The 18,385-nt window shown below is 68.1% G+C and carries 19 protein-coding genes; 15 read left to right on the top strand and 4 right to left on the bottom strand.

What is annotated here, in order from left to right:
• The first annotated feature begins 14 nt into the window (after positions 1 to 14).
• Both G3W89_RS26850 and G3W89_RS26845 read left to right on the top strand, forming a co-directional pair.
• A complete protein-coding gene (locus G3W89_RS26850) occupies positions 15 to 2,939 on the top strand; it encodes a DNA topoisomerase III (protein WP_162577000.1) in 2,925 nt (974 codons plus the stop codon).
• Between the two features lie 23 nt (positions 2,940 to 2,962).
• A complete protein-coding gene (locus G3W89_RS26845) occupies positions 2,963 to 3,145 on the top strand; it encodes a hypothetical protein (protein WP_162572186.1) in 183 nt (60 codons plus the stop codon).
• A gap of 7 nt (positions 3,146 to 3,152) precedes the next feature.
• Here the strand turns inward: G3W89_RS26845 and G3W89_RS26840 are convergent, their stop codons facing one another.
• Positions 3,153 to 4,034 carry a gamma-glutamyl-gamma-aminobutyrate hydrolase family protein gene (locus G3W89_RS26840; RefSeq protein WP_162576999.1) on the bottom strand — a complete coding sequence of 294 codons (882 nt, stop codon included), beginning with the start codon at positions 4,032 to 4,034 and terminating at the stop codon, positions 3,153 to 3,155.
• Between the two features lie 167 nt (positions 4,035 to 4,201).
• Between G3W89_RS26840 and G3W89_RS26835 the strand changes: the two genes are divergently transcribed.
• Positions 4,202 to 5,260 (top strand): sugar phosphate isomerase/epimerase family protein, encoded by a 1,059-nt coding sequence (locus tag G3W89_RS26835; protein WP_162576998.1) that lies wholly within the window; start codon positions 4,202 to 4,204, stop codon positions 5,258 to 5,260.
• Positions 5,261 to 5,276: 16 nt separating this feature from the next.
• On the opposite strand, the gene G3W89_RS26830 is transcribed toward G3W89_RS26835, so the two are convergent.
• A complete protein-coding gene (locus G3W89_RS26830) occupies positions 5,277 to 6,335 on the bottom strand; it encodes a S1C family serine protease (protein ID WP_232076765.1) in 1,059 nt (352 codons plus the stop codon).
• Between the two features lie 436 nt (positions 6,336 to 6,771).
• On the opposite strand from G3W89_RS26830, the gene infA reads away from it, so the two are divergent.
• From infA to G3W89_RS26780, 11 genes are all read left to right on the top strand, one after another.
• The gene (infA, locus tag G3W89_RS26825) at positions 6,772 to 7,038 is read left to right on the top strand and encodes a translation initiation factor IF-1 (RefSeq protein ID WP_068679401.1); all 267 of its coding nucleotides are present in this window, start codon (positions 6,772 to 6,774) and stop codon (positions 7,036 to 7,038) included.
• Between the two features lie 8 nt (positions 7,039 to 7,046).
• Positions 7,047 to 8,453: an ATP-dependent RNA helicase DbpA gene (dbpA, locus tag G3W89_RS26820; protein ID WP_232076764.1), complete on the top strand. Its 1,407-nt coding sequence runs from the start codon at positions 7,047 to 7,049 to the stop codon at positions 8,451 to 8,453.
• A gap of 34 nt (positions 8,454 to 8,487) precedes the next feature.
• Positions 8,488 to 8,658 (top strand): hypothetical protein, encoded by a 171-nt coding sequence (locus tag G3W89_RS33030; RefSeq protein ID WP_174258293.1) that lies wholly within the window; start codon positions 8,488 to 8,490, stop codon positions 8,656 to 8,658.
• Between the two features lie 68 nt (positions 8,659 to 8,726).
• Positions 8,727 to 9,053 carry a hypothetical protein gene (locus G3W89_RS26815; protein ID WP_162576997.1) on the top strand — a complete coding sequence of 109 codons (327 nt, stop codon included), beginning with the start codon at positions 8,727 to 8,729 and terminating at the stop codon, positions 9,051 to 9,053.
• Positions 9,054 to 9,136: 83 nt separating this feature from the next.
• Complete coding sequence (ltnD, locus tag G3W89_RS26810) at positions 9,137 to 10,102, top strand: L-threonate dehydrogenase (protein WP_162576996.1); 966 nt, start codon at positions 9,137 to 9,139, stop codon at positions 10,100 to 10,102.
• On the top strand, positions 10,099 to 11,361 hold the full coding sequence (gene otnK / locus G3W89_RS26805; RefSeq protein WP_162576995.1) for a 3-oxo-tetronate kinase: 1,263 nt from the start codon (positions 10,099 to 10,101) through the stop codon (positions 11,359 to 11,361). The genes ltnD and otnK overlap by 4 nt, the downstream gene beginning before the upstream one ends.
• Positions 11,358 to 12,020 carry a class II aldolase/adducin family protein gene (locus tag G3W89_RS26800; protein ID WP_162576994.1) on the top strand — a complete coding sequence of 221 codons (663 nt, stop codon included), beginning with the start codon at positions 11,358 to 11,360 and terminating at the stop codon, positions 12,018 to 12,020. Before otnK ends, G3W89_RS26800 begins: the two co-directional genes overlap by 4 nt.
• 20 nt (positions 12,021 to 12,040) lie before the next feature.
• Entirely contained in the window at positions 12,041 to 12,856 is an 816-nt protein-coding gene (otnI, locus tag G3W89_RS26795) for a 2-oxo-tetronate isomerase (protein WP_162576993.1), read from the top strand.
• The gene (locus G3W89_RS26790) at positions 12,853 to 14,043 is read left to right on the top strand and encodes an amidohydrolase family protein (RefSeq protein WP_162576992.1); all 1,191 of its coding nucleotides are present in this window, start codon (positions 12,853 to 12,855) and stop codon (positions 14,041 to 14,043) included. The genes otnI and G3W89_RS26790 overlap by 4 nt, the downstream gene beginning before the upstream one ends.
• Before the next feature lie 246 nt (positions 14,044 to 14,289).
• Entirely contained in the window at positions 14,290 to 14,511 is a 222-nt protein-coding gene (locus G3W89_RS26785) for a hypothetical protein (protein WP_162576991.1), read from the top strand.
• Positions 14,512 to 14,825: 314 nt separating this feature from the next.
• On the top strand, positions 14,826 to 15,608 hold the full coding sequence (locus G3W89_RS26780; protein WP_162576990.1) for a hypothetical protein: 783 nt from the start codon (positions 14,826 to 14,828) through the stop codon (positions 15,606 to 15,608).
• Positions 15,609 to 15,634: 26 nt separating this feature from the next.
• On the opposite strand, the gene G3W89_RS26775 is transcribed toward G3W89_RS26780, so the two are convergent.
• Complete coding sequence (locus G3W89_RS26775) at positions 15,635 to 16,177, bottom strand: GAF domain-containing protein (protein ID WP_162576989.1); 543 nt, start codon at positions 16,175 to 16,177, stop codon at positions 15,635 to 15,637.
• Between the two features lie 231 nt (positions 16,178 to 16,408).
• On the opposite strand from G3W89_RS26775, the gene G3W89_RS26770 reads away from it, so the two are divergent.
• Positions 16,409 to 17,593: an NAD(P)/FAD-dependent oxidoreductase gene (locus G3W89_RS26770; protein WP_269474990.1), complete on the top strand. Its 1,185-nt coding sequence runs from the start codon at positions 16,409 to 16,411 to the stop codon at positions 17,591 to 17,593.
• A gap of 13 nt (positions 17,594 to 17,606) precedes the next feature.
• Here the strand turns inward: G3W89_RS26770 and G3W89_RS26765 are convergent, their stop codons facing one another.
• Positions 17,607 to 18,134, bottom strand: coding sequence for an Rrf2 family transcriptional regulator (locus G3W89_RS26765; RefSeq protein WP_162576988.1), 528 nt, complete (start codon positions 18,132 to 18,134; stop codon positions 17,607 to 17,609).
• Positions 18,135 to 18,385 lie beyond the last annotated feature (251 nt).

Here is an 18,385-nt window from a genome sequence, read left to right as displayed (position 1 = left end):
ACGAGGAACTGTTGATGAAGACTTTGGTAATTGCAGAGAAGCCGTCGGTGGCGCAGGACATCGTGCGCGCGCTCACGCCGGTGGCCGGCAAGTTCGACAAGCACGAGGAACATTTCGAGAACGAGCACTACGTGGTGACCAGTGCCGTCGGTCACCTGGTCGAGATCCAGGCGCCGGAGGAGTTCGACGTCAAGCGCGGGAAGTGGAGCTTCGCCAACCTGCCGGTGATCCCGCCGCGCTTCGACCTCAAGCCCGTGGACAAGACCAAGACCCGGCTCAACGCGGTGGTGAAGCAGGCCAAGCGCAAGGACGTAACCCAGCTCATCAATGCCTGCGATGCGGGCCGCGAGGGCGAGCTGATCTTCCGCCTCATCGAGCAGTACGCGGGCGGCAAGGCGCCGCTGGGCAAGCCGGTCAGGCGTCTGTGGCTGCAGTCGATGACGCCGCAGGCGATCCGCGACGGCTTCGAGCAGTTGCGCACCGAGCAGCAGATGCAGGGCCTGGCCGATGCTGCGCGCTCGCGCTCCGAGGCCGACTGGCTGGTCGGCATCAACGGTACCCGGGCCATGACCGCGTTCAACTCGCGCGACGGCGGCTTCTTCCTCACCACGGTGGGACGGGTGCAGACGCCTACGCTGTCGGTGGTGGTCGAGCGCGAGGAGAAGATCCGCAAGTTCGTGAGCCGCGACTACTGGGAAGTGCATGGCGCCTTCCTGGCCGAGGCGGGCACCTACCCCGGAAAGTGGTTCGACCCGACCTGGAAGAAGCCGCCGCCCGGCCCCGACGGGCTGGCCGATCCCGAGCAGCGCGCAGATCGCGTCTGGAGCGAACGGGAAGCCAGCGAGATCGCCGACGCCGCACGCGGCAAGCCGGCCACCGTCACCGAGGAAAGCAAGCCCACCACCACCGCTTCGCCCCTGCTGTTCGACCTGACCTCGCTGCAGCGCGAGGCCAACAGCCGCTTTGGCTACAGCGCCAAGACGACGCTGGCGCTGGCGCAAAGCCTCTACGAGCGCCACAAGGCGCTGACTTACCCGCGGACCGACTCGCGCGCGCTTCCTGAGGACTACCTGCCGGTGGTGAAGCAGACCATGGGCATGCTCGCCAACAGCGGCATGAAGCACCTGGCGCCCTTCGCCAGGCAAGCGCTGGACGACAACTACGTGAAGCCTTCGAAGCGCATCTTCGACAACGCCAAGGTCAGCGATCACTTTGCGATCATCCCCACGCTGCAGGCGCCCAGCGGCCTGTCCGATGCCGAGCAGAAGCTCTACGACTTCGTGGTACGGCGCTTCCTGTCGGTGTTCTTCCCGAGCGCCGAGTACCAGGTGACCACGCGCATCAGCACGGTGGAGCAGGGCGGCAAGAAGTACCCGTTCCGTACCGACGGGAAGGTGCTGGTGAAGCCGGGCTGGCTCGCGATCTATGGCAAGGAAGCCCAGGATGACGAGAAGGAAGACGACAAGGACGGCAAGCGCCTTGTGCCGGTCAAGCCCGGCGAGATCGTGCGGGTCGATTCGGCGGAGCTCAAGGCCCTCAGGACCCGCCCGCCGGCGCGCTACTCCGAAGCCACGCTGCTCGGTGCGATGGAAGGCGCGGGCAAGACCATCGACGACGACGAGCTGCGCGAAGCCATGCAGGAAAAAGGCCTGGGCACGCCGGCCACGCGCGCTGCCATCATCGAAGGGCTTCTGGCCGAGAAGTACATCCTGCGAGAAGGTCGAGAGCTGATCCCGACGGCCAAGGCCTTCCAGCTCATGACGCTCCTTCGCGGGCTTGGCGTCGAGGAGCTGTCCAAGGCCGAGCTCACCGGCGAGTGGGAATACAAGCTCGCGCAGATGGAGCACGGCAAGCTCAGCCGCGCCGAGTTCATGCGCGAGATCGCCCGAATGACGGAGCACATCGTCAAGAAGGCCAAGGAATACGACCGCGACACCGTTCCGGGAGACTACGCGACCCTGTCCACGCCGTGCCCGAACTGCGGCGGCGTGGTGAAGGAGAACTACCGCCGCTATGCCTGCACCGGCAAGCCGGGGCAGGAGGGGTGCGGCTTCTCCTTTGGCAAGTCCCCGGCCGGCCGCACCTTCGAGGTCGCGGAGGCCGAGCAGCTGCTGCGCGACAAGCACATCGGCCCGCTGGAAGGCTTCCGCTCCAAGGCCGGCTGGCCCTTTACTTCCGAGATCATCCTCAAGTACGACGAGGAAGCGAAGAACTGGAAGCTCGAGTTCGATTTCGGCGACGACAAGAACGGCGAGACCGGTGAGATCGTCGATTTCAGCGACCAGCAGCCGCTGGGGCCTTGCCCGAAGTGCGGTGCGCGCGTGTTCGAAAACGCCAGCAACTACGTCTGCGAGAAGTCGGTGCCCACCGAGGCCCAGCCGACGCCGAGCTGCGACTTCAAGACTGGCAAGATCATCTTGCAGCAGCCGATCGAGCGCGCACAGATCGAGAAGCTGCTGGCCACCGGCAAGACCGACCTGCTGGACAAGTTCGTGTCGATGCGCACGCGCCGGCCCTTCAAGGCCTTCCTGGCCTGGAATGCCGAGGAGGGCAAGGTGAGCTTCGAGTTCGAGCCGCGCGACAGCAAGTTCCCGGCGCGCAAGAGCTTTGGCAAGGCACCGCCGGCAGCCGCGAAGAAGGCTGCTTCACCGGCCAAGGCGAAGGCGCCCGCGGCGAAGAAGGCCGCCGCACCGAAGGCGCCGCGCAAACCGGCGGCGGGCCTCAAGCCGAGCGGTGCCCTGGCCGCGGTGATCGGCGCGGAACCCGTTGCGCGCACCGAGGTCATCAAGAAGCTGTGGGACTACATCAAGGCCCATGGCCTGCAGGACGCGGCCAACAAGCGGGCGATCAACGCCGACGACAAGCTCAGGCCGGTGTTCGGCAAGGACCAGGTCACCATGTTCGAGATCGCAGGGATCGTGGGCAAGCACCTGAGCTGACGAACCGACGAAAGGAAGATCCAGTGAAGAAGCTCGTTTTTGCGTTGTGCTTCATGGTGGCGCTGGGCGCCGTCGCGGGGTGTGCCTCGACGACCGCAACGGCCGACGGCGAGCGCCCGACCATCGGCAGCAGCAGCGGGGTGACGGTGTTCGGCACCATCGACGCGGCCGTCAGCGGCACGCGCAACCGCTCGTCGCGCGACTAGCGCCGCGCTAACGCATCAGCAGCGCCTGCCGCAGCAGCCGCGCCGCGCGGTTGCGAATGCGCCCGGGGGCGGTGCGCAGCGGTCCCTTCGGGCTCACCTTCGCGGTCGCGCAGGCCCAGAGGAAGTCTTCGAGGATGGGCGTGTCGTCCACCGTCTCGGTGCTGCCGTACTTGTGGAATTCCGGGTGCCACTGGGTGGCGGCGATGTAGCTTCGGCCACGCCCCTCTTTGCGGCGGATGGCTTCGGGTACGTGGTCGGGAATGCTCCAGGCTTCGACCTCGAACCCGGGAGCGAGATCCTTCACGCCCTGGTGGTGGATGCTGTTGACGCGCGCTCGCTCCATGCCCGGGTAAAGCTTCGCCAGCCGCGAGCCGGGCGCGACGCCGATTTCGTGAAAGTTCTGGTCGTAAGTGACGGGGTCGCGGTGGCGCAGTGCGTTGGGATGCTGCGCCTCGATGTCCTGGTAGAGCGTCCCGCCGAAGGCGACGTTGATGAGCTGCAGGCCGCGGCACACGCCGAAGATGGGCTTGCCCGCCTCCTCGAAGGCCTCGACCAGCGCGAGGTCGTAGAGGTCGCGCACGCGGTCGCCGACCCAGGCGTCCTTCAGCGGCACCTCGCCGTAGCTGCCGGGCCAGACGTCCGCACCGCCGTGCATCACCACGCCGTCGAGCCATTCGGCATAGTGCGAGAGCTTGGTGTCGCCGCGCGCCGTCTCGCCGGTGGGGCAGGGCACCATCACCACCATCGCGCCGGCCGACATCAGCCAGTGCGTGATCGACTGCTCGACATACTGCAGCGTCTTGTTGGTGAACAGCGAGCGCGCCGGGTCGGCGTGGGAGAAGCAGGCGGACAAGCCGATCTTCAATCGGCCGGAAACGGTTTGTGGCATCGCATCAAGGCGCCGCGCGGACCGCCGCGGCTTCGGTAACAGTGAGAGTATTGTGAAACGTTCCAAAGCCCCTCGCCGTGGACAGCACACCCGCCGCTGCGTCGGACACGGCCCCGGCGATAGGATCGCGGTCTTTGGCGTGCGACTCGACACACAGGAGTGACCGAATGAAGACCATCCAGGGCCCTGCCATCTTCCTGGCCCAGTTCGCGGGCGACAGCGCCCCCTTCAATTCGCTCGACGCCATCGCCGGCTGGGCCGCTGGCCTGGGCTACAGGGGCGTGCAGATCCCGAGCTGGGACTCCCGGCTCTTCGACCTGCGCCTGGCTGCGGAGAGCAAGACCTACTGCGAGGAGGTGCAGGGCACGCTGGCACGGCACGGCGTTCGGATCACGGAGCTCTCGACCCACCTGCAGGGGCAGTTGGTGGCGGTGCACCCGGCCTACGACGCAGGTTTCGATGGCTTTGCGGCACCCGAGGTACGCAACGATCCGGTGAAGCGCCAGGTCTGGGCCGTGGAGCAGCTGCGGCTTGCGGCCAAGGCTTCGGCGAACCTCGGGCTCACGGCACACGCCACGTTTTCGGGCGCCCTCGCCTGGCCCTACTTCTACTCCTGGCCGCCACGCCCGCCGGGATTGATCGAGGAGGCTTTCGCCGAACTCGCGCGGCGCTGGCTGCCGATCCTCAACGCCTTCGACGATGCAGGCGTCGATGTCTGCTACGAGATCCACCCGGGTGAGGACCTGCACGATGGCGTGAGCTACGAGATGTTCCTGGAGCGCGTAGGCCAGCATCCTCGCGCGTGCCTGCTCTACGACCCGAGCCATTTCGTGCTGCAGCAGCTCGACTATCTCGCCTACATCGACCATTACCACGAGCGGATCAAGATCTTCCATGTGAAGGATGCGGAGTTCAATCCGACCGGCAAGCAAGGCGTCTACGGCGGCTTCCAGCCGTGGATCGACCGTGCCGGGCGCTTCCGCTCCCTGGGCGATGGCCAGGTCGACTTCGGCGCGATCTTCTCGAAGATGGCGGCGTACGATTTCCCCGGCTGGGCGGTGCTGGAGTGGGAGTGCTGCCTCAAGCACCCGGAGGACGGCGCGCGCGAGGGCGCGCAGTTCATCGCCGACCACATCATCCGCGTGGCCGACCGGGCCTTCGACGACTTCGCGGCCGGTGCCGTCGACAGCGCCGCCAATCGCCGGATGCTGGGCATCCGAAGTTAGGGCCTGCCGGAAGCCCTCAAATCCCTGCTGGCTTGCGCAGCGTCTTCATGCGGTCCACCGCGTGGACGCGCACCTTGCGCGTCTCTGAACCCTGCTGCACCGTGAGCTCCACTTCGGCATCGGGCGCCGCGCGCTTCCAGAGCTGCTTGTAGAACGCCTCGAGCGTGGCCACCTGGACGCCGTCCACCTCCAGCACCACGTCCCCCGGGTGGAGCCCGGCCGCCAGCGCGGGCCCCTGGCGGTCGACGCGCACGATCTCGACATGGCCGTCGCGCTCCGACGACGACAGGCCCAGCCAGGGCCGAATGCTCGCGCGGCTGCGGCCGGTGGCCTGCATTTCGTCCAGCACCGGCCGCAGCAGCTCGACCGGCACGAACATGTTCCCCGGGATCACCCGCTGCTCCTGGCCCTGCGCCGTCTCCAGCACGAACAGGCTGCCGATGCCCAGCAGCTCGCCATTGCGATTGAAAAGAGGAGCCCCGCTGTGGTTGGGCACAGGGGGACTGGTGAAGAGGGCCGACTCGATGTGGTATTCCCAGTAGCCCGAGAAGGGCCGCACGGCCACCAGCTGGGTGAAGCCCACCTCGGTGCCGCTGTCGCCGCCGGTGGCGACCAGCAGGGGCTCGCCGGGGCTCAGGCCGCCTACGCCGGCGAGGGGCACCGGCGCGATGCCCCGCAAGGGCACCAATGGCCGCAAAAGGCCGAAGCCGGTCGCCAGGTCGTATGCGACCTGGCGCGCGGGCAGGGTGCGATCGTCCTGCGTGACGACCTCGATGGTCTCGGCTTCGAGCAGCAGATAGCCGATGGTGAGGATCAGCCCGTCGGGACCGATCACCACGCCGGAGCCGGAGCGCCGCGCGCCCAGGCTTTCGGCCGAGGTGGCGCCCTCGGTTGCGGTGACGCGCAGCGCCACGACGGCATCGCCCGCGCGCTGCAGGGCCTGGAGCTGGGCGGAGGAAGCGTAGGGCCGGGGCGGCGAGGCGGCCAGGGCCAGTGGCGCTGCGGAGAGCAGGAGCAGCCAGAAGATCCCGGCAACGAGCATCTGGAGCCGCCGGGACGACGCTGGATCTTTCATGGCCGCGCTCCTCGGAACGATGGTTGATGCGATGGTGCGCCGCGGACTGCACCCTCGCAAGCCTGCTCCGCGATGTCGTTCCGCGGTCCATGGGCTTTGGCGCCGGCGGTTGACGGCTCGAGCAACAGTCATGCCACAGCGGTTAGAATGTGGGGTTCGCTTCGATAGTCGACGAAGCATTCGTCACTCCCCGGCCGACCTGGGTTCCTCAGGTTCACTCTCGGCCGGCACACGCAGTGTGTTGGTGCACCAGACCGGGTGCCCATGAATGCCGCCACTGCCTTCGTACTCCATTGAAGCGAATAGAGCGCGCTGTCCGCTCCGGTGGGCGCCAGATCCGGTCGGCCCGCGCCCTTCTCACTGTTTCAGGCGCAAGGCGGTGTCGCCTTGCGCAGGCGCCCATTCGCAATCATCCACGCAACATTCAGAGGTCCTCATGCCCAAGGAAGAACTGATCGAAATGAACGGTGCAGTCACCGAAGTGCTGCCCGACTCCCGCTATCGCGTGACCCTGGACAACGGTCATCAACTGATCGCCTACAGCGGCGGCAAGATGCGCAAGCACCACATCCGCATCCTGGCCGGCGACAAGGTCTCGCTGGAGCTCTCGCCCTATGACCTGACCAAGGGCCGCATCACGTTCCGGCACCTGGAGCGCCGTGGCCCGCCGCCGACCGGCGGCAACAACGGCCCGCGCCGCTGAGCACTGACGTGACCGGTCCCGCCGTCGACTTCTCGACGCTGCCGCTTTCGCCGCCCGTGCTGGCGAACCTGCGGCAGCTCGGCTACCTGCAGATGACGCCGATCCAGGCGGCCAGCCTGCCGGCGGCACTCGGCGGCGCGGACCTCATCGCCCAAGCCAGGACCGGCAGCGGCAAGACCGCCGCGTTCGCACTCCCGCTGCTGGCGCGGCTCGACCCCCGCCGCTTCGAGGTGCAGGCCCTGGTGCTGTGTCCGACGCGCGAGCTGGCCGACCAGGTCACGGCCGAGATCCGTCGCCTGGCCCGCGCCGAGGAAAACATCAAGGTGGTCACGCTGTGCGGCGGCGTGGCGCTGCGCGGCCAGCTGTCCAGCCTCGCGCACGGCGCTCACGTCGTGGTCGGCACGCCCGGCCGCGTGCTCGATCACCTGGAGCGCGACAGCCTCAAGCTCGACGCACTCGGCACGCTGGTCCTCGACGAGGCCGACCGCATGCTCGACATGGGCTTCCTCGACGACATAGCGATGGTGGTGCGCCAATGCCCGAAGGAGCGCCAGACGCTGCTCTTCTCCGCCACCTATCCCGAGGGCATCGCCAAACTCGCTGCGCAGTTCATGAAGAACCCGCAGCAGATCGCTGTGGCGGCGACGCAGCATGAAGAAGCCAAGATCCGCCAGCGCTGGTACGAGGTGGAAGACAGTCAGAGGCTGCACGCCGTCGGCCTGCTGCTGAACAGTTTCCGGCCGCAGAGCACGCTTGCCTTCTGCAACACCAAGCAGCAGTGTCGCGACCTGGCACAGGTGCTCCAGGCCCAGGGCTTCAGCGCACTCGCCCTGTTCGGCGAGCTCGAGCAGCGCGAGCGCGACCAGGTCCTGGTGCAGTTCGCCAACCGCAGCTGCTCGGTGCTTGTCGCCACCGACGTCGCGGCGCGCGGGCTGGACATCGCGCAGCTCGAGGCCGTGATCAACGTCGACGTGACGCCCGACCCCGAGGTCCATGTCCACCGCATCGGCCGAACCGGCCGAGCCGGCGCCGAAGGTCTGGCGCTCAACCTGGCCAGCCTGGACGAGATGGGCCGCGTCGGCAAGATCGAGCAGCTCCAGGACCGTGCTTCCGAGTGGCACCCGCTGGCCGAGCTGGCCGCAGCCGCGAGCGATGCCGAAGGCCCCCTGCAGCCGCCCATGGCCACGCTGCAGATCACTGGCGGCCGCAAGGACAAGATCCGCGCTGGCGATGTGCTCGGCGCGCTGACCGGCGAGGCCGGCTTCACCCGCGAGCAGGTCGGCAAGATCAGCATCAACGAATTTTCGACCTACGTTGCAGTCGACCGGCGCATCGCGCGCGAGGCCGCGCACAAGCTTTCGACGGGTCGCGTCAAGGGCCGTTCCGTCAAGGTTCGGCTGCTCGATGTGGCCTAATGTCGCCCTTCCCTCTTTTTTGACCGAGCCTTCCATGACCCAGAAGATCCGCACCGAGGCCGACCGCAAGGCCACCCCCAAGCCCGTTCCAGCGTCCGGCTACACTCTGCCCAGGACGGGCGGAGGCCAGAAGGTGAGCCTGGAGCGCGGCACCGCGACCCGCAGCAAGAAGAATCCGGGCAAGCGGGCCAAGAAGGGCGGCTGAGCCCGACCGCCTTCTTCCTTCACACGAACGACGCGCCCAAGGGCGCGTTTTTTCTTGGGTGCCAGCACATGTCCGACGACTACCAGATCCACATCCCGCCTTCCTTTTTCGCGCTCTACACGGACGCGCGGCAGCGGCTGTCGCAACCCATTGCCACCGTGCGGGAGCGCTATGAGGTCTGCGAGGACCTGTCCAACCACCTCGTCTCGCATGCGCAGGTGCTGAACCATGTCGAGGTGCCATCGGAAGCGGAGATCCTCGCACGCATCCACGACGGCCTGAGCACGCCGGAGGCCGGCGTGTCCGCTGCCGAAGCCCTCTGGATCGTCCGGCGGTTGGCCGAACTGCTCGGCTGGAACGGCGAGCCTTTCGAGCAGCCGCCCACGCGCCACTGAGGCCCGCTCGCAAGGTTTTCCGTGGTTGAGGCGCTGACGATCCTTATCATGCGGGTGGGCCGAGGACAAGAGCAGTTGCTAGCATGCGCCTGCGGAGACAAAGGCCGAGCCTTCGCTCGACACTCTCCTTGGGAATCCCCATGAAAAAAGCAGGACTCGTCGGTCTGGGCGCCATGGGCGCTGGCATCGCGGCCACGCTGCGCGGCAAAGGCTATGAAATGCATGTGTGCGATGCGCGTCCAGGAGCTGCCATCGCCTTTGCCGAGCAGGGCGGCGTCGCCTGGGCCACGCCGGCACAGGTGGCGACCGAATGCGAGCTGCTGGTGTCGGTCGTGGTCAACGCCGAGCAGACCGAGGCCGTGCTGTTCGGCGAGCAGGGCGCGGCTGCCGCGATGAAACCTGGCAGCGTGTTCGTGATGTGTTCCACGGTGGACCCGAACTGGTCGATGGCGCTCGAGGAGCGCCTCGGCGCCGCGGGCATCCACTACGTCGACGCGCCGATCTCGGGCGGCGCCGCCAAGGCCGCGAGCGGCCAGATGACGGTGATGAGCTCGGCCAGGCCCGAGGCCTATGCCAGGGCCGATGCACTGCTCGACGCGATGGCGGGCAAGGTCTACCGTTTAGGCGACCGTGCGGGCGCCGGCAGCAAGGTGAAGATCATCAACCAGCTGCTGGCCGGCGTGCACATCGCCGCTGCGGCCGAGGCGATGGCGCTGGGCCTGCGGGAGGGCGTGGCCGCCGAGGCGCTGTACGAGGTCATCACGCACAGCGCCGGCAACAGCTGGATGTTCGAGAACCGCATGGCCCATGTCATTGCTGGCGACTACGCGCCGCTGTCGGCGGTCGACATCTTCGTCAAGGACCTCGGCCTGGTGCTCGACACGGCACGGGCCAGCAAGTTTCCGCTGCCGCTCGCCTCGACCGCGCACCAGATGTTCATGCAGGCCTCCAGCGCTGGCTTCGCCCGGGAGGACGACAGCGCCGTGATCAAGATCTTTCCAGGCATCGAACTGCCCACGCCTTCCAATACCGACAAGAACAAGCCATGACCTTGCTGCTGGGCTGCATCGCCGACGATTTCACCGGCGCCACCGATCTTGCCAACAACCTGGTGCGCGCCGGCATGCGCGTGGTCCAGGCCATCGGCGTGCCGAGTGCGCCGCTTGCCGCCGATGTGGATGCGGTGGTGGTGGCGCTCAAGTCGCGCACCATCGCGCCGGCAGAGGCGGTTGCGCAGTCGCTGGCCGCCATGCAGTGGCTGCAGGCGGAGGGCGCGCGTCAGATCTACTTCAAATACTGCTCCACCTTCGACAGCACGCCGGCAGGCAACATCGGGCCGGTGACCGAAGCCCTGATGGAGGCCCTGGGTTGCGACTTCACCATCGCCACGCCCGCCTTCCCGGACAACAAGCGCACCGTGTTCAAGGGCTACCTGTTTGCGGGCGAGGTGCTGCTCAACGAGAGCGGGATGCAGAACCATCCGCTGACGCCGATGACCGACCCCAACCTCGTTCGGGTGCTGCAGGCGCAGACCCGCCGCAAGGTCGGGCTGATCGACCATGCAGTGGTCGCCCGCGGGCCGGACGCGATCCGGGAGCGCGTCGGAGCGTTGCGCGCAGAGGGCGTAGGCATTGCCATCGTCGACGCGGTCTCGAACGAAGACCTGCTGCGGCTCGGGCCAGCCCTGGCGGACATGCCGCTGGTGACGGCCGGTTCGGGCGTCGCCATCGGGTTGCCGGGCAACTTCGGTATCGCGCCCTCCGCGAAGGCCGGCGTGCTGCCCCCGGCAGGCGGCTTGCGCGCCGTGGTGTCCGGCAGCTGCTCGGTGGCCACCAACCGGCAGGTGCGCCACTTCATCGAATCCGGCCGGCCGGCGCTGGCGATCGACCCGCTGCGGATCGCGGAGGGCGTCGATGTCGTGGCCGAGGCCCTGGCCTGGGCCGCTCCCTTGATCGAAGACGGCCCGGTGCTGGTCTACTCGACGGCGGAATCCGCAGCCGTGCAGTCGGTTCAGGGCCGGCTCGGAGTCGACGAGGCCGGCGCGATGGTGGAGCGCACCCTCGCCGCCGTCGCGCGCGGCCTCGTCGCGCAGGGCGTGCGGCAGCTGGTGGTGGCCGGCGGCGAGACCTCCGGTGCCTGCGTCCAGGCGCTGGGCATCGGGCAGCTGCAGATCGGCGCGCAGATTGATCCGGGGGTGCCCTGGTGCCACGCCCAAGTGGAGGGCGGCGCCGGCCTGCACATCGCGTTGAAGTCCGGCAACTTCGGCACCGACGACTTCTTCACCAAAGCATTTACATTGCTCGAATGAATGAAAACCAGGCGCGCGAAGAGATCTGCCGCATCGGCCGCAGCCTGTTCGAGCGCGGCCATGTGCACGCCACCGCCGGCAACATCAGCGTGCGGCTGGACGACGGCTATCTCATTACCCCGACCGATGCCTGCCTGGGCTTCCTCGATCCTGCGACACTTGCCCGGCTCGACGCCGGCCTGAACCAGACCAGCGGCGACCGGGCCAGCAAGACCATCGCGCTGCACGCGCGCATTCACGCCGCCGCCACGCGCTTTGATCCCGCCACGCGCTGCGTGATCCACACCCACAGCACGCACTGCGTGGCGCTCACGCTGGATGCGCCGGGCGAGGAGCTGCTGCCGGCGCTCACGCCCTATTTCGTGATGAAGGTCGGCCATGTGCCGTTGATCGCCTACCACCGCCCAGGCGCGCCCGAAGCGGCCGAGCAGGTGGCGCAGGCCATCGGGCGCTACGGCGAGCGCGGCACCCCGATTCGCGCGGTGATGCTGGAGCGGCTGGGGCCCAACGTCTGGCACGACACGCCGGCCGCCGCCATGGCCGTGCTGGAAGAGCTTGAAGAGACTGCCCGGCTGTGGCTATTGAACAAGCAGTCGGCGCTCCCGCTCGCGCCGCCCCGGATCGAAGAGCTGCGCCGTCATTTGGGCGCGCGCTGGTAAGAGCACGAAGGACACATCCCATGCCGCGATTTGCCGCCAACCTCTCGATGCTCTATCCCGAGCTCGATTTCCTCCAGCGCTTCGAGGCCGCAGCGAAAGATGGCTTCCAGGCTGTCGAGTACCTCTTCCCCTATTCCTGCGACCCGCGCGAACTTGCAGCGCGGCTCTCGGCCAACGGCTTGCAGCAGGTGCTCTTCAACGCGCCGCCCGGCGATTGGGAGGGCGGCGAGCGCGGTCTGGCCTGTCTTCCAGGGCGCGAGGCCGAGTTCCGCGAAAGCCTGCTGAAGGCCTTGGACTATGCGGAGGCCCTGGGCTGCCCCCGCGTGCACGTGATGGCGGGCCTGGTGCCGGAAAGCGTGGAGCGCGAGGCGGTGCAGCCCACCTACATCGACAACCTGGGCTGGGCCGCGGCCGAGGCGGCGAAAGCGGGGCGCGACCTGCTGATCGAACCCATCAACACGCGCGACATACCGCGCTTCTTCCTCAACCGCCAGGACCATGCGCACGAGATCGCCGAGGCGGTGGGCGCGCCCAACGTCAAGGTGCAGATGGACCTGTACCACTGTCAGATCGTCGAAGGCGACGTGGCGATGAAGATCCGCAAGTACCTGCCCACCGGACGTGTCGGCCATTTCCAGATCGCGGGCGTGCCGGAGCGTCACGAGCCTGACGTCGGCGAGCTGAACCATCCTTACCTGTTCCGGGTGATCGACGAGGTGGCGGCGCAATGCGGCTGGGAGGGCTGGGTCGGCTGCGAATACCGGCCGGCGCGCGGCGCCGTAGCCCGCGGCACTTCCGACGGGCTGGGCTGGCTGCGGGCGCTGCCGCACGCATGAAGCTCGACGCGGTACGGATCCCGCCGCGGCTGCGCGGCTTCGTGGCGGAGGGGGCGGAAGTCTTCGACGTGGTGCTCGACGGCGCCCGGGTCGCCGCCATCGCGCCCAGCCGACAGCCGGCGCACGGCACGCTGCTGAGCGCGCTGGTCGATGCGCACGTGCATATCGACAAGAACTACACCGTGCAAGACGTCGGTGCAGCTGAGGGAAGCCTGTTCACCGCGATCGACCGAACGGCCGCGCACCGCGCCGGATGGACCGCCGAGGCGCTGCGTGCGCGCATGACGCGCGCACTCGACCAGGCCTGGCGTGCCGGCACGCGTGCGCTGCGCACGCACCTGGATTGGTTCGGCGACGACGCGCCAGCCTCGCTCGCCGTCTTCGAGGCGCTGCGCGCGCAGTGGCGGGACCGCATCGCGCTGCAGTTCGTCGCGCTCGTGCCGCTCGATGCGTACGCCGACCCCGCTGCCGGCGAGCGCATCGCGCAGGCCGTACATGGCGCGGGCGGCGTGCTGGGCGCCTTCGTCTATCGCAACGAGGGCATCGTCCACAAGCTTGGGCGGGTCTTCGACCTGGCGCAGCAGTACGGCCTTGCGCTGGACTTCCACGTGGACGAAGGCCTGGATGCCGACGCCACCGGCCTGCGCAGCATCGCGCAGCTGGCGATCTCGCGCGGATGGCACGGGCGCGTCGTCTGCGGCCATGCCTGCTCGCTGTCGATCCAGGACGAGGCATTCGCCCGCGACACCCTCGCCAAGTGCGCCGAAGCAGGGCTGCACCTGGTGGCCCTGCCCACCACCAACCTCTACTTGCAGGGCGCCTGGGACCGCACGCCGGTGCCACGCGGCATCACGCGCATCCGCGAGGCGGCAGCGCTGGGTCTGCGCGCCAGCCTGGCCAGCGACAACGTGCAGGATGCCTTCTATCCCTACGGCGGCTACGACCTGGTCGAGACCTTCGGCCTCGGCGTTCAAGTGGCACACCTGGCACCGGCTGTCGACTGGCTGGACGCAGTCACCGTCAGCCCCGCGCGTGCACTGGGACTGCCCTGGGACGGCCGCATCGCGCCGGGCTGCCCGGCCGACCTCGTCCTGCTGGCGGCGCGCAACGAGTACGAACTGCTGGACGCGGCCGGACGGCGGCGCACCGTCATCCGCGCCGGCCAACGCCTCCAGCAAGGCGGATGAGCACAGGCCCGGCGATGGCCAACCAAGCCGTCGACAGCGCATCGAAAAGTTGCGCGCAAATCTCGCAGATCGTGGCATTCCGCACAACTGCCGCCCTCGTTCTTGCGTAATCCCCTAAGACCCTGAGCGCTGCGAATCGTTATCCGGATGAGCCCGGCACGATTGATGCATTGCATCGGCGAGCGGGGTTCCGCGCCACCTTTATCGATTCAGGGCACCAAGCTTTGCCGCCCGCAGGAGACGATCATGTCGCACAGTTCTTCTTCGATGCAGACTGCAGCCGCGTTCGAGATCCGGTTTCAGTCGCTGTTCAACCACGGCCGCGCGCTGGCCTTTCCCTGCGACAGCACGGGCGTGGTCAACCTCGACGCAATGAGCGAGAGGGCGCGCAACAACTATCTCTTCGCTCGCGGGATGATCGGGCGCGAGTACGCGACGCCCTTCATCCAGCCTCGCGAGCCTCACTGAGCCGCAAATGACCAAACCGTCAGATCGCTGACGCGATTTGACGGTCCGTTTCGTCGCAGCCGGCCAGCTGCTGATGACGACGGGCGCATCAGGTGTTGTCCGACAAGGGAAAGGAGGCCCTCCGGCAACAACAGACCTTCCGCTTCCGAAGGCTCGCGGGCTGCATGGTTCGACCGAACAGACGCCCCTGGGCCTTGCTGACGCAAGGAGTCCGACATGAACATTCCGACGCCCGCGCAGGCGACCGCCTCGTGTGCCGCCATCATCTCGTCGGAGCACAACGGCCCTGGCCGCCGTTGGCTTGGAGCGCTGAAATGAGCGCCGTCGCCCTCGTGTTCCCCGATCGGCAGAGGCCGATGCCCGCCATTGTCTTCGGCAGCCTGCTGGACTTGGTGCGCTTGCGCAGCGCACCCGCGCAAGCCGAAGTCTGCGACGCCTGCCAGACCATCAATGCGCGCCACGCGCGCTTCTGCAAAGGCTGTGACGGCAAGCTGCCGGCCTATTTCGCGATGGTCGAAGGCGAGGCCCATCCCTCGCCACTGATCGCGGGGAACGATGCCCAGTCCCGCAGCTCCCGCTACGGCATCCTGGCGCTGGTCGGGCTGTGGGGCACCGTGACCGCGGTTGCGTTGCTCCTCGCCCACGGCCCGCGCGATGCGGGTGTGCCATCGCGGCCCCTGGAGCACGCGGCGCTGCCGGCACCCATCGAACGCGCGGTGGCGTTTGTCGATCCGCCGGCCGCAGCCGAGACTGCGCGGCTGGCGCAGAGGCTCGTGCCGGTGTCGGCAACCCCGACCGATGCGATGCCGCTGTTGCCGACACTCGAGGCCGCCGCCCCAGACCTGTTACCTGAGTCACTCGTTGCCCCTCGGATGGGGCGGACGTCGTCCCCCGTGCCCGCGAAGCCGCGCCCGGTGCGAAACGCTGGCGTCGAGAGTCCTCTTGCCCGCTGCGGAGGCCTGAACTTCATCGCCCGTGCGGTCTGCATGAACAACCAGTGCGCTCGCCCCGAGATGCGTCGCAGCGCCTCGTGTGTCGAGACGGTGCGGCAGCAAAGGCTGGACGAAGCGCGGCGGAACCCGACCTTGATGGGCTGATGCCGTTGGTTCGGGCGGATGACGGGTCAGCCTACCGCCGCGTGCCCTGCCGCCTGCGCCAGCACCCGCGCCGTTGCCTGGGCTGCCACCTCGAGGCGCCGCACGTCGCGTTCGGACAGGTCGACGGTGCGTTCGACCGCGAAGCCGCACAGCGTCCCATAGATGCTGCCGTCCGGCATCACCACCGGCACGCTGATGTGGGTGCCGATCGGCTTGGTTACCTCCGGGAGGAGTTGACGAGTGCGCAGCACGCGCAGATCGTGCGCAAGACGGGGCACGCGGCCGTCGAGTACCTGTTGGCAGATGCTGTCTTCCATGGCATGGGAGCCGCCCACGTGGATGATGCCCCTCGCCGGGGCGGTGGCGACGTGCCGGAACACGCGCCGACCCTGGACGAACTCGGAGATGAAGAACACGTCCATGCCGAGCTGTTCGCGAATGAGCTCCAGCATCGAGGACAGGGCCTGGACCACGAGCGGGCCGTCACAGTCCAGCGCGTCGAAGACCGGCTCGCCGCCATCCGATGGGCTGCTGCCGAAGCCGCCAATGTCCTCGCTCTTGTTGTGCATGTTCGCCCCTCCTGGCTGGGGTCGATCCTAATGCGTCGAAGTAAAACGGGGTAGAACGCGTGGGGTCTGCGCAACTGCACCGTTGGCGCCGTGGGCCTACGATCTGCACAGTTCGCGCCTTCCCTGTTCGAGGAGGAACACCATGTGCATCCAGTCGAAACCACGTGACAGGCCATCGGCTCGAGATCATCACCGGGCCGGGCAGTGATACCTGAGCCGGCGGATTGCGAGGTGTTGGTCGTCGGCGCTGGCCCGGCCGGCAGCGCTTGCGCCCAGATGCTGGCGCGCGCGGGGCTGGATGTGCTGTTGGTCGATCGGCAGGAGTTCCCGCGCGAGAAGGTCTGCGGCGACGGGTTGATTCCCGATGCCCAGTGCGCGCTGGCCCGCCTGGGTGTGTTGGATGCCGTGCTGGCGCGCGCCACCGTGGCCGGCCACGTGGCCTGTGTCGCGCCAAGTGGCTTGCGGGTGGAAGTGCCGGCGAGCCTGGCAGTGCTGCGGCGCCGCGAGCTCGACGAGATCGTGCGCCGTGCTGCCTTGGAGGCGGGAGCGCGCTGGTTCGCGCCGGCGCGCTTCGAGGCGCCGCTGCCCGATGCGGCCGGGCGCGTGGCGGGTGCGCGCCTACGGCTGCGTGACGGCACCGTGCGTGCGCTGCGCGCGCGTTGGACCGTCCTGGCCACCGGGGCGGCAGCGCCGCCGCTGCTCGCGGCGGGGATGTGCAGCCGGCGCGCGCCCAGCGGCATCGCCCTGCGGGGCTACGTGAGGAACGAAGCCGCCACCGGCCGCATCCGCCAGCTCGAAGTGGTCTGGCATCGCGCGCTGCGGGGCGGGTATGGCTGGATCTTTCCGTGCGGCGCAGGCGGGTTCAACGTCGGCGTGGGCTTGCTGGACGGCCACAAAGGCATCGAGCCGGACCTCAACCTGCGCGAGCTGTTCGCCACCTTCACGCGCGAGCACGCGCCCGCGCGCGACCTGATGCAGGGCGGCTGCCTGAACGGCGAGCTGAAGGGCGCACCCTTGCGCTGCTCGCTGGAAGGCGCGCGCTGGTCGCGGCCCGGCCTGCTGGTGGCGGGCGAGGCGGCGGGCAGCACCTATTCGTTCACCGGTGAAGGCATCGGGAAGGCACTGGAGACCGGCATGCTGGCGGCCGAGGCGATCGCGGGGCCCGGCTTTGCGGCCGATGCCGCAGTCGGCGAACGATACGAGACGGCTCTGAAGGCACTCAAGCCGCGCTTCGCCGCCTACGAGCATGCCAATCGCGTCAACAACCATCCCTTGATTGCCGACTTCGTGATCTGGCGCGCCCAGCGCAGTCCGGGGATCGTCCGCAGGCTCAGCGGGGTGCTCGACGAGAGCTACAACCCTCGCCAACTGGTGACGGCCCGCGGGCTGCTGCGCCTGCTCCTGCCCGTGAGCTGAACGCGCAAGGGGCTCAACGCTTCGTCGCGAGCGCGCGGCCCAGCGCGAACACCGAGTTGGGCGCGTTCACCCGCGGTCGCTTCGTGGCCGGCGCGGCGGCAGGTACGCGCTTGACGGCAGAGCCGTCTTCGACCTTCACGCCCTTGGCCAGCTGTTCCATGACCAGGCTCTGCAGCGTGACGGAGTCGAGGAATTCCACCGTGCGGCGATTCAGCGAGGCCCAGAGTTCCTCGGTGCTGCAGCGCCCGTCGGCGTCCGCGTCGGGCCGGGCTTTCTCGGAGGGCTCCTCCTCGATCGAGAAGATGATGTCGGCTACCGTGATGTCGGATGCCTTGCGGCCCAGCGAATAGCCGCCGCCTGGGCCTCGGGTGGATTCGACCAGCTTGTGGCGGCGCAGCTTGCCGAACAGCTGTTCCAGGTACGACAGCGAGATGCGCTGCCGCTGGCTGATGGCCGCCAGCGTCACCGGTCCCGTGCGCTCACGCAGCGCCAGGTCGATCATGGCTGTGACTGCGAAACGGCCTTTGGTGGTCAGTCGCATGGAAGGGCTTCCTGTTTGTTGTGCGGGTCCGGGCTGCTGTTGTCGTGGTGGACGCGGGGTCCTTGTATGCAGCCGATCATGCCTTGGGAGTCTGAGTCACGGATTAGGTTCCCAGCCCGGGCAGGCACCTGATGCTACCGCGCCCGGCGCCGCAGCCCCAACTTTTCCGCCATGCGCTCCTGGTGCTCGACCGGGCTTTGATGTTGGTGCGGGCGATCACCCTCTTCCAGCGCCTCTGCTCGCCGGCAGCA

Source organism: Variovorax sp. PBL-H6, assembly GCF_901827155.1.
GTDB lineage: Bacteria > Pseudomonadota > Gammaproteobacteria > Burkholderiales > Burkholderiaceae_C > Variovorax.
The sequence above is the reverse complement of the archived record's forward strand: the minus strand, read 5'-3'. Positions and strand labels throughout refer to the sequence as shown.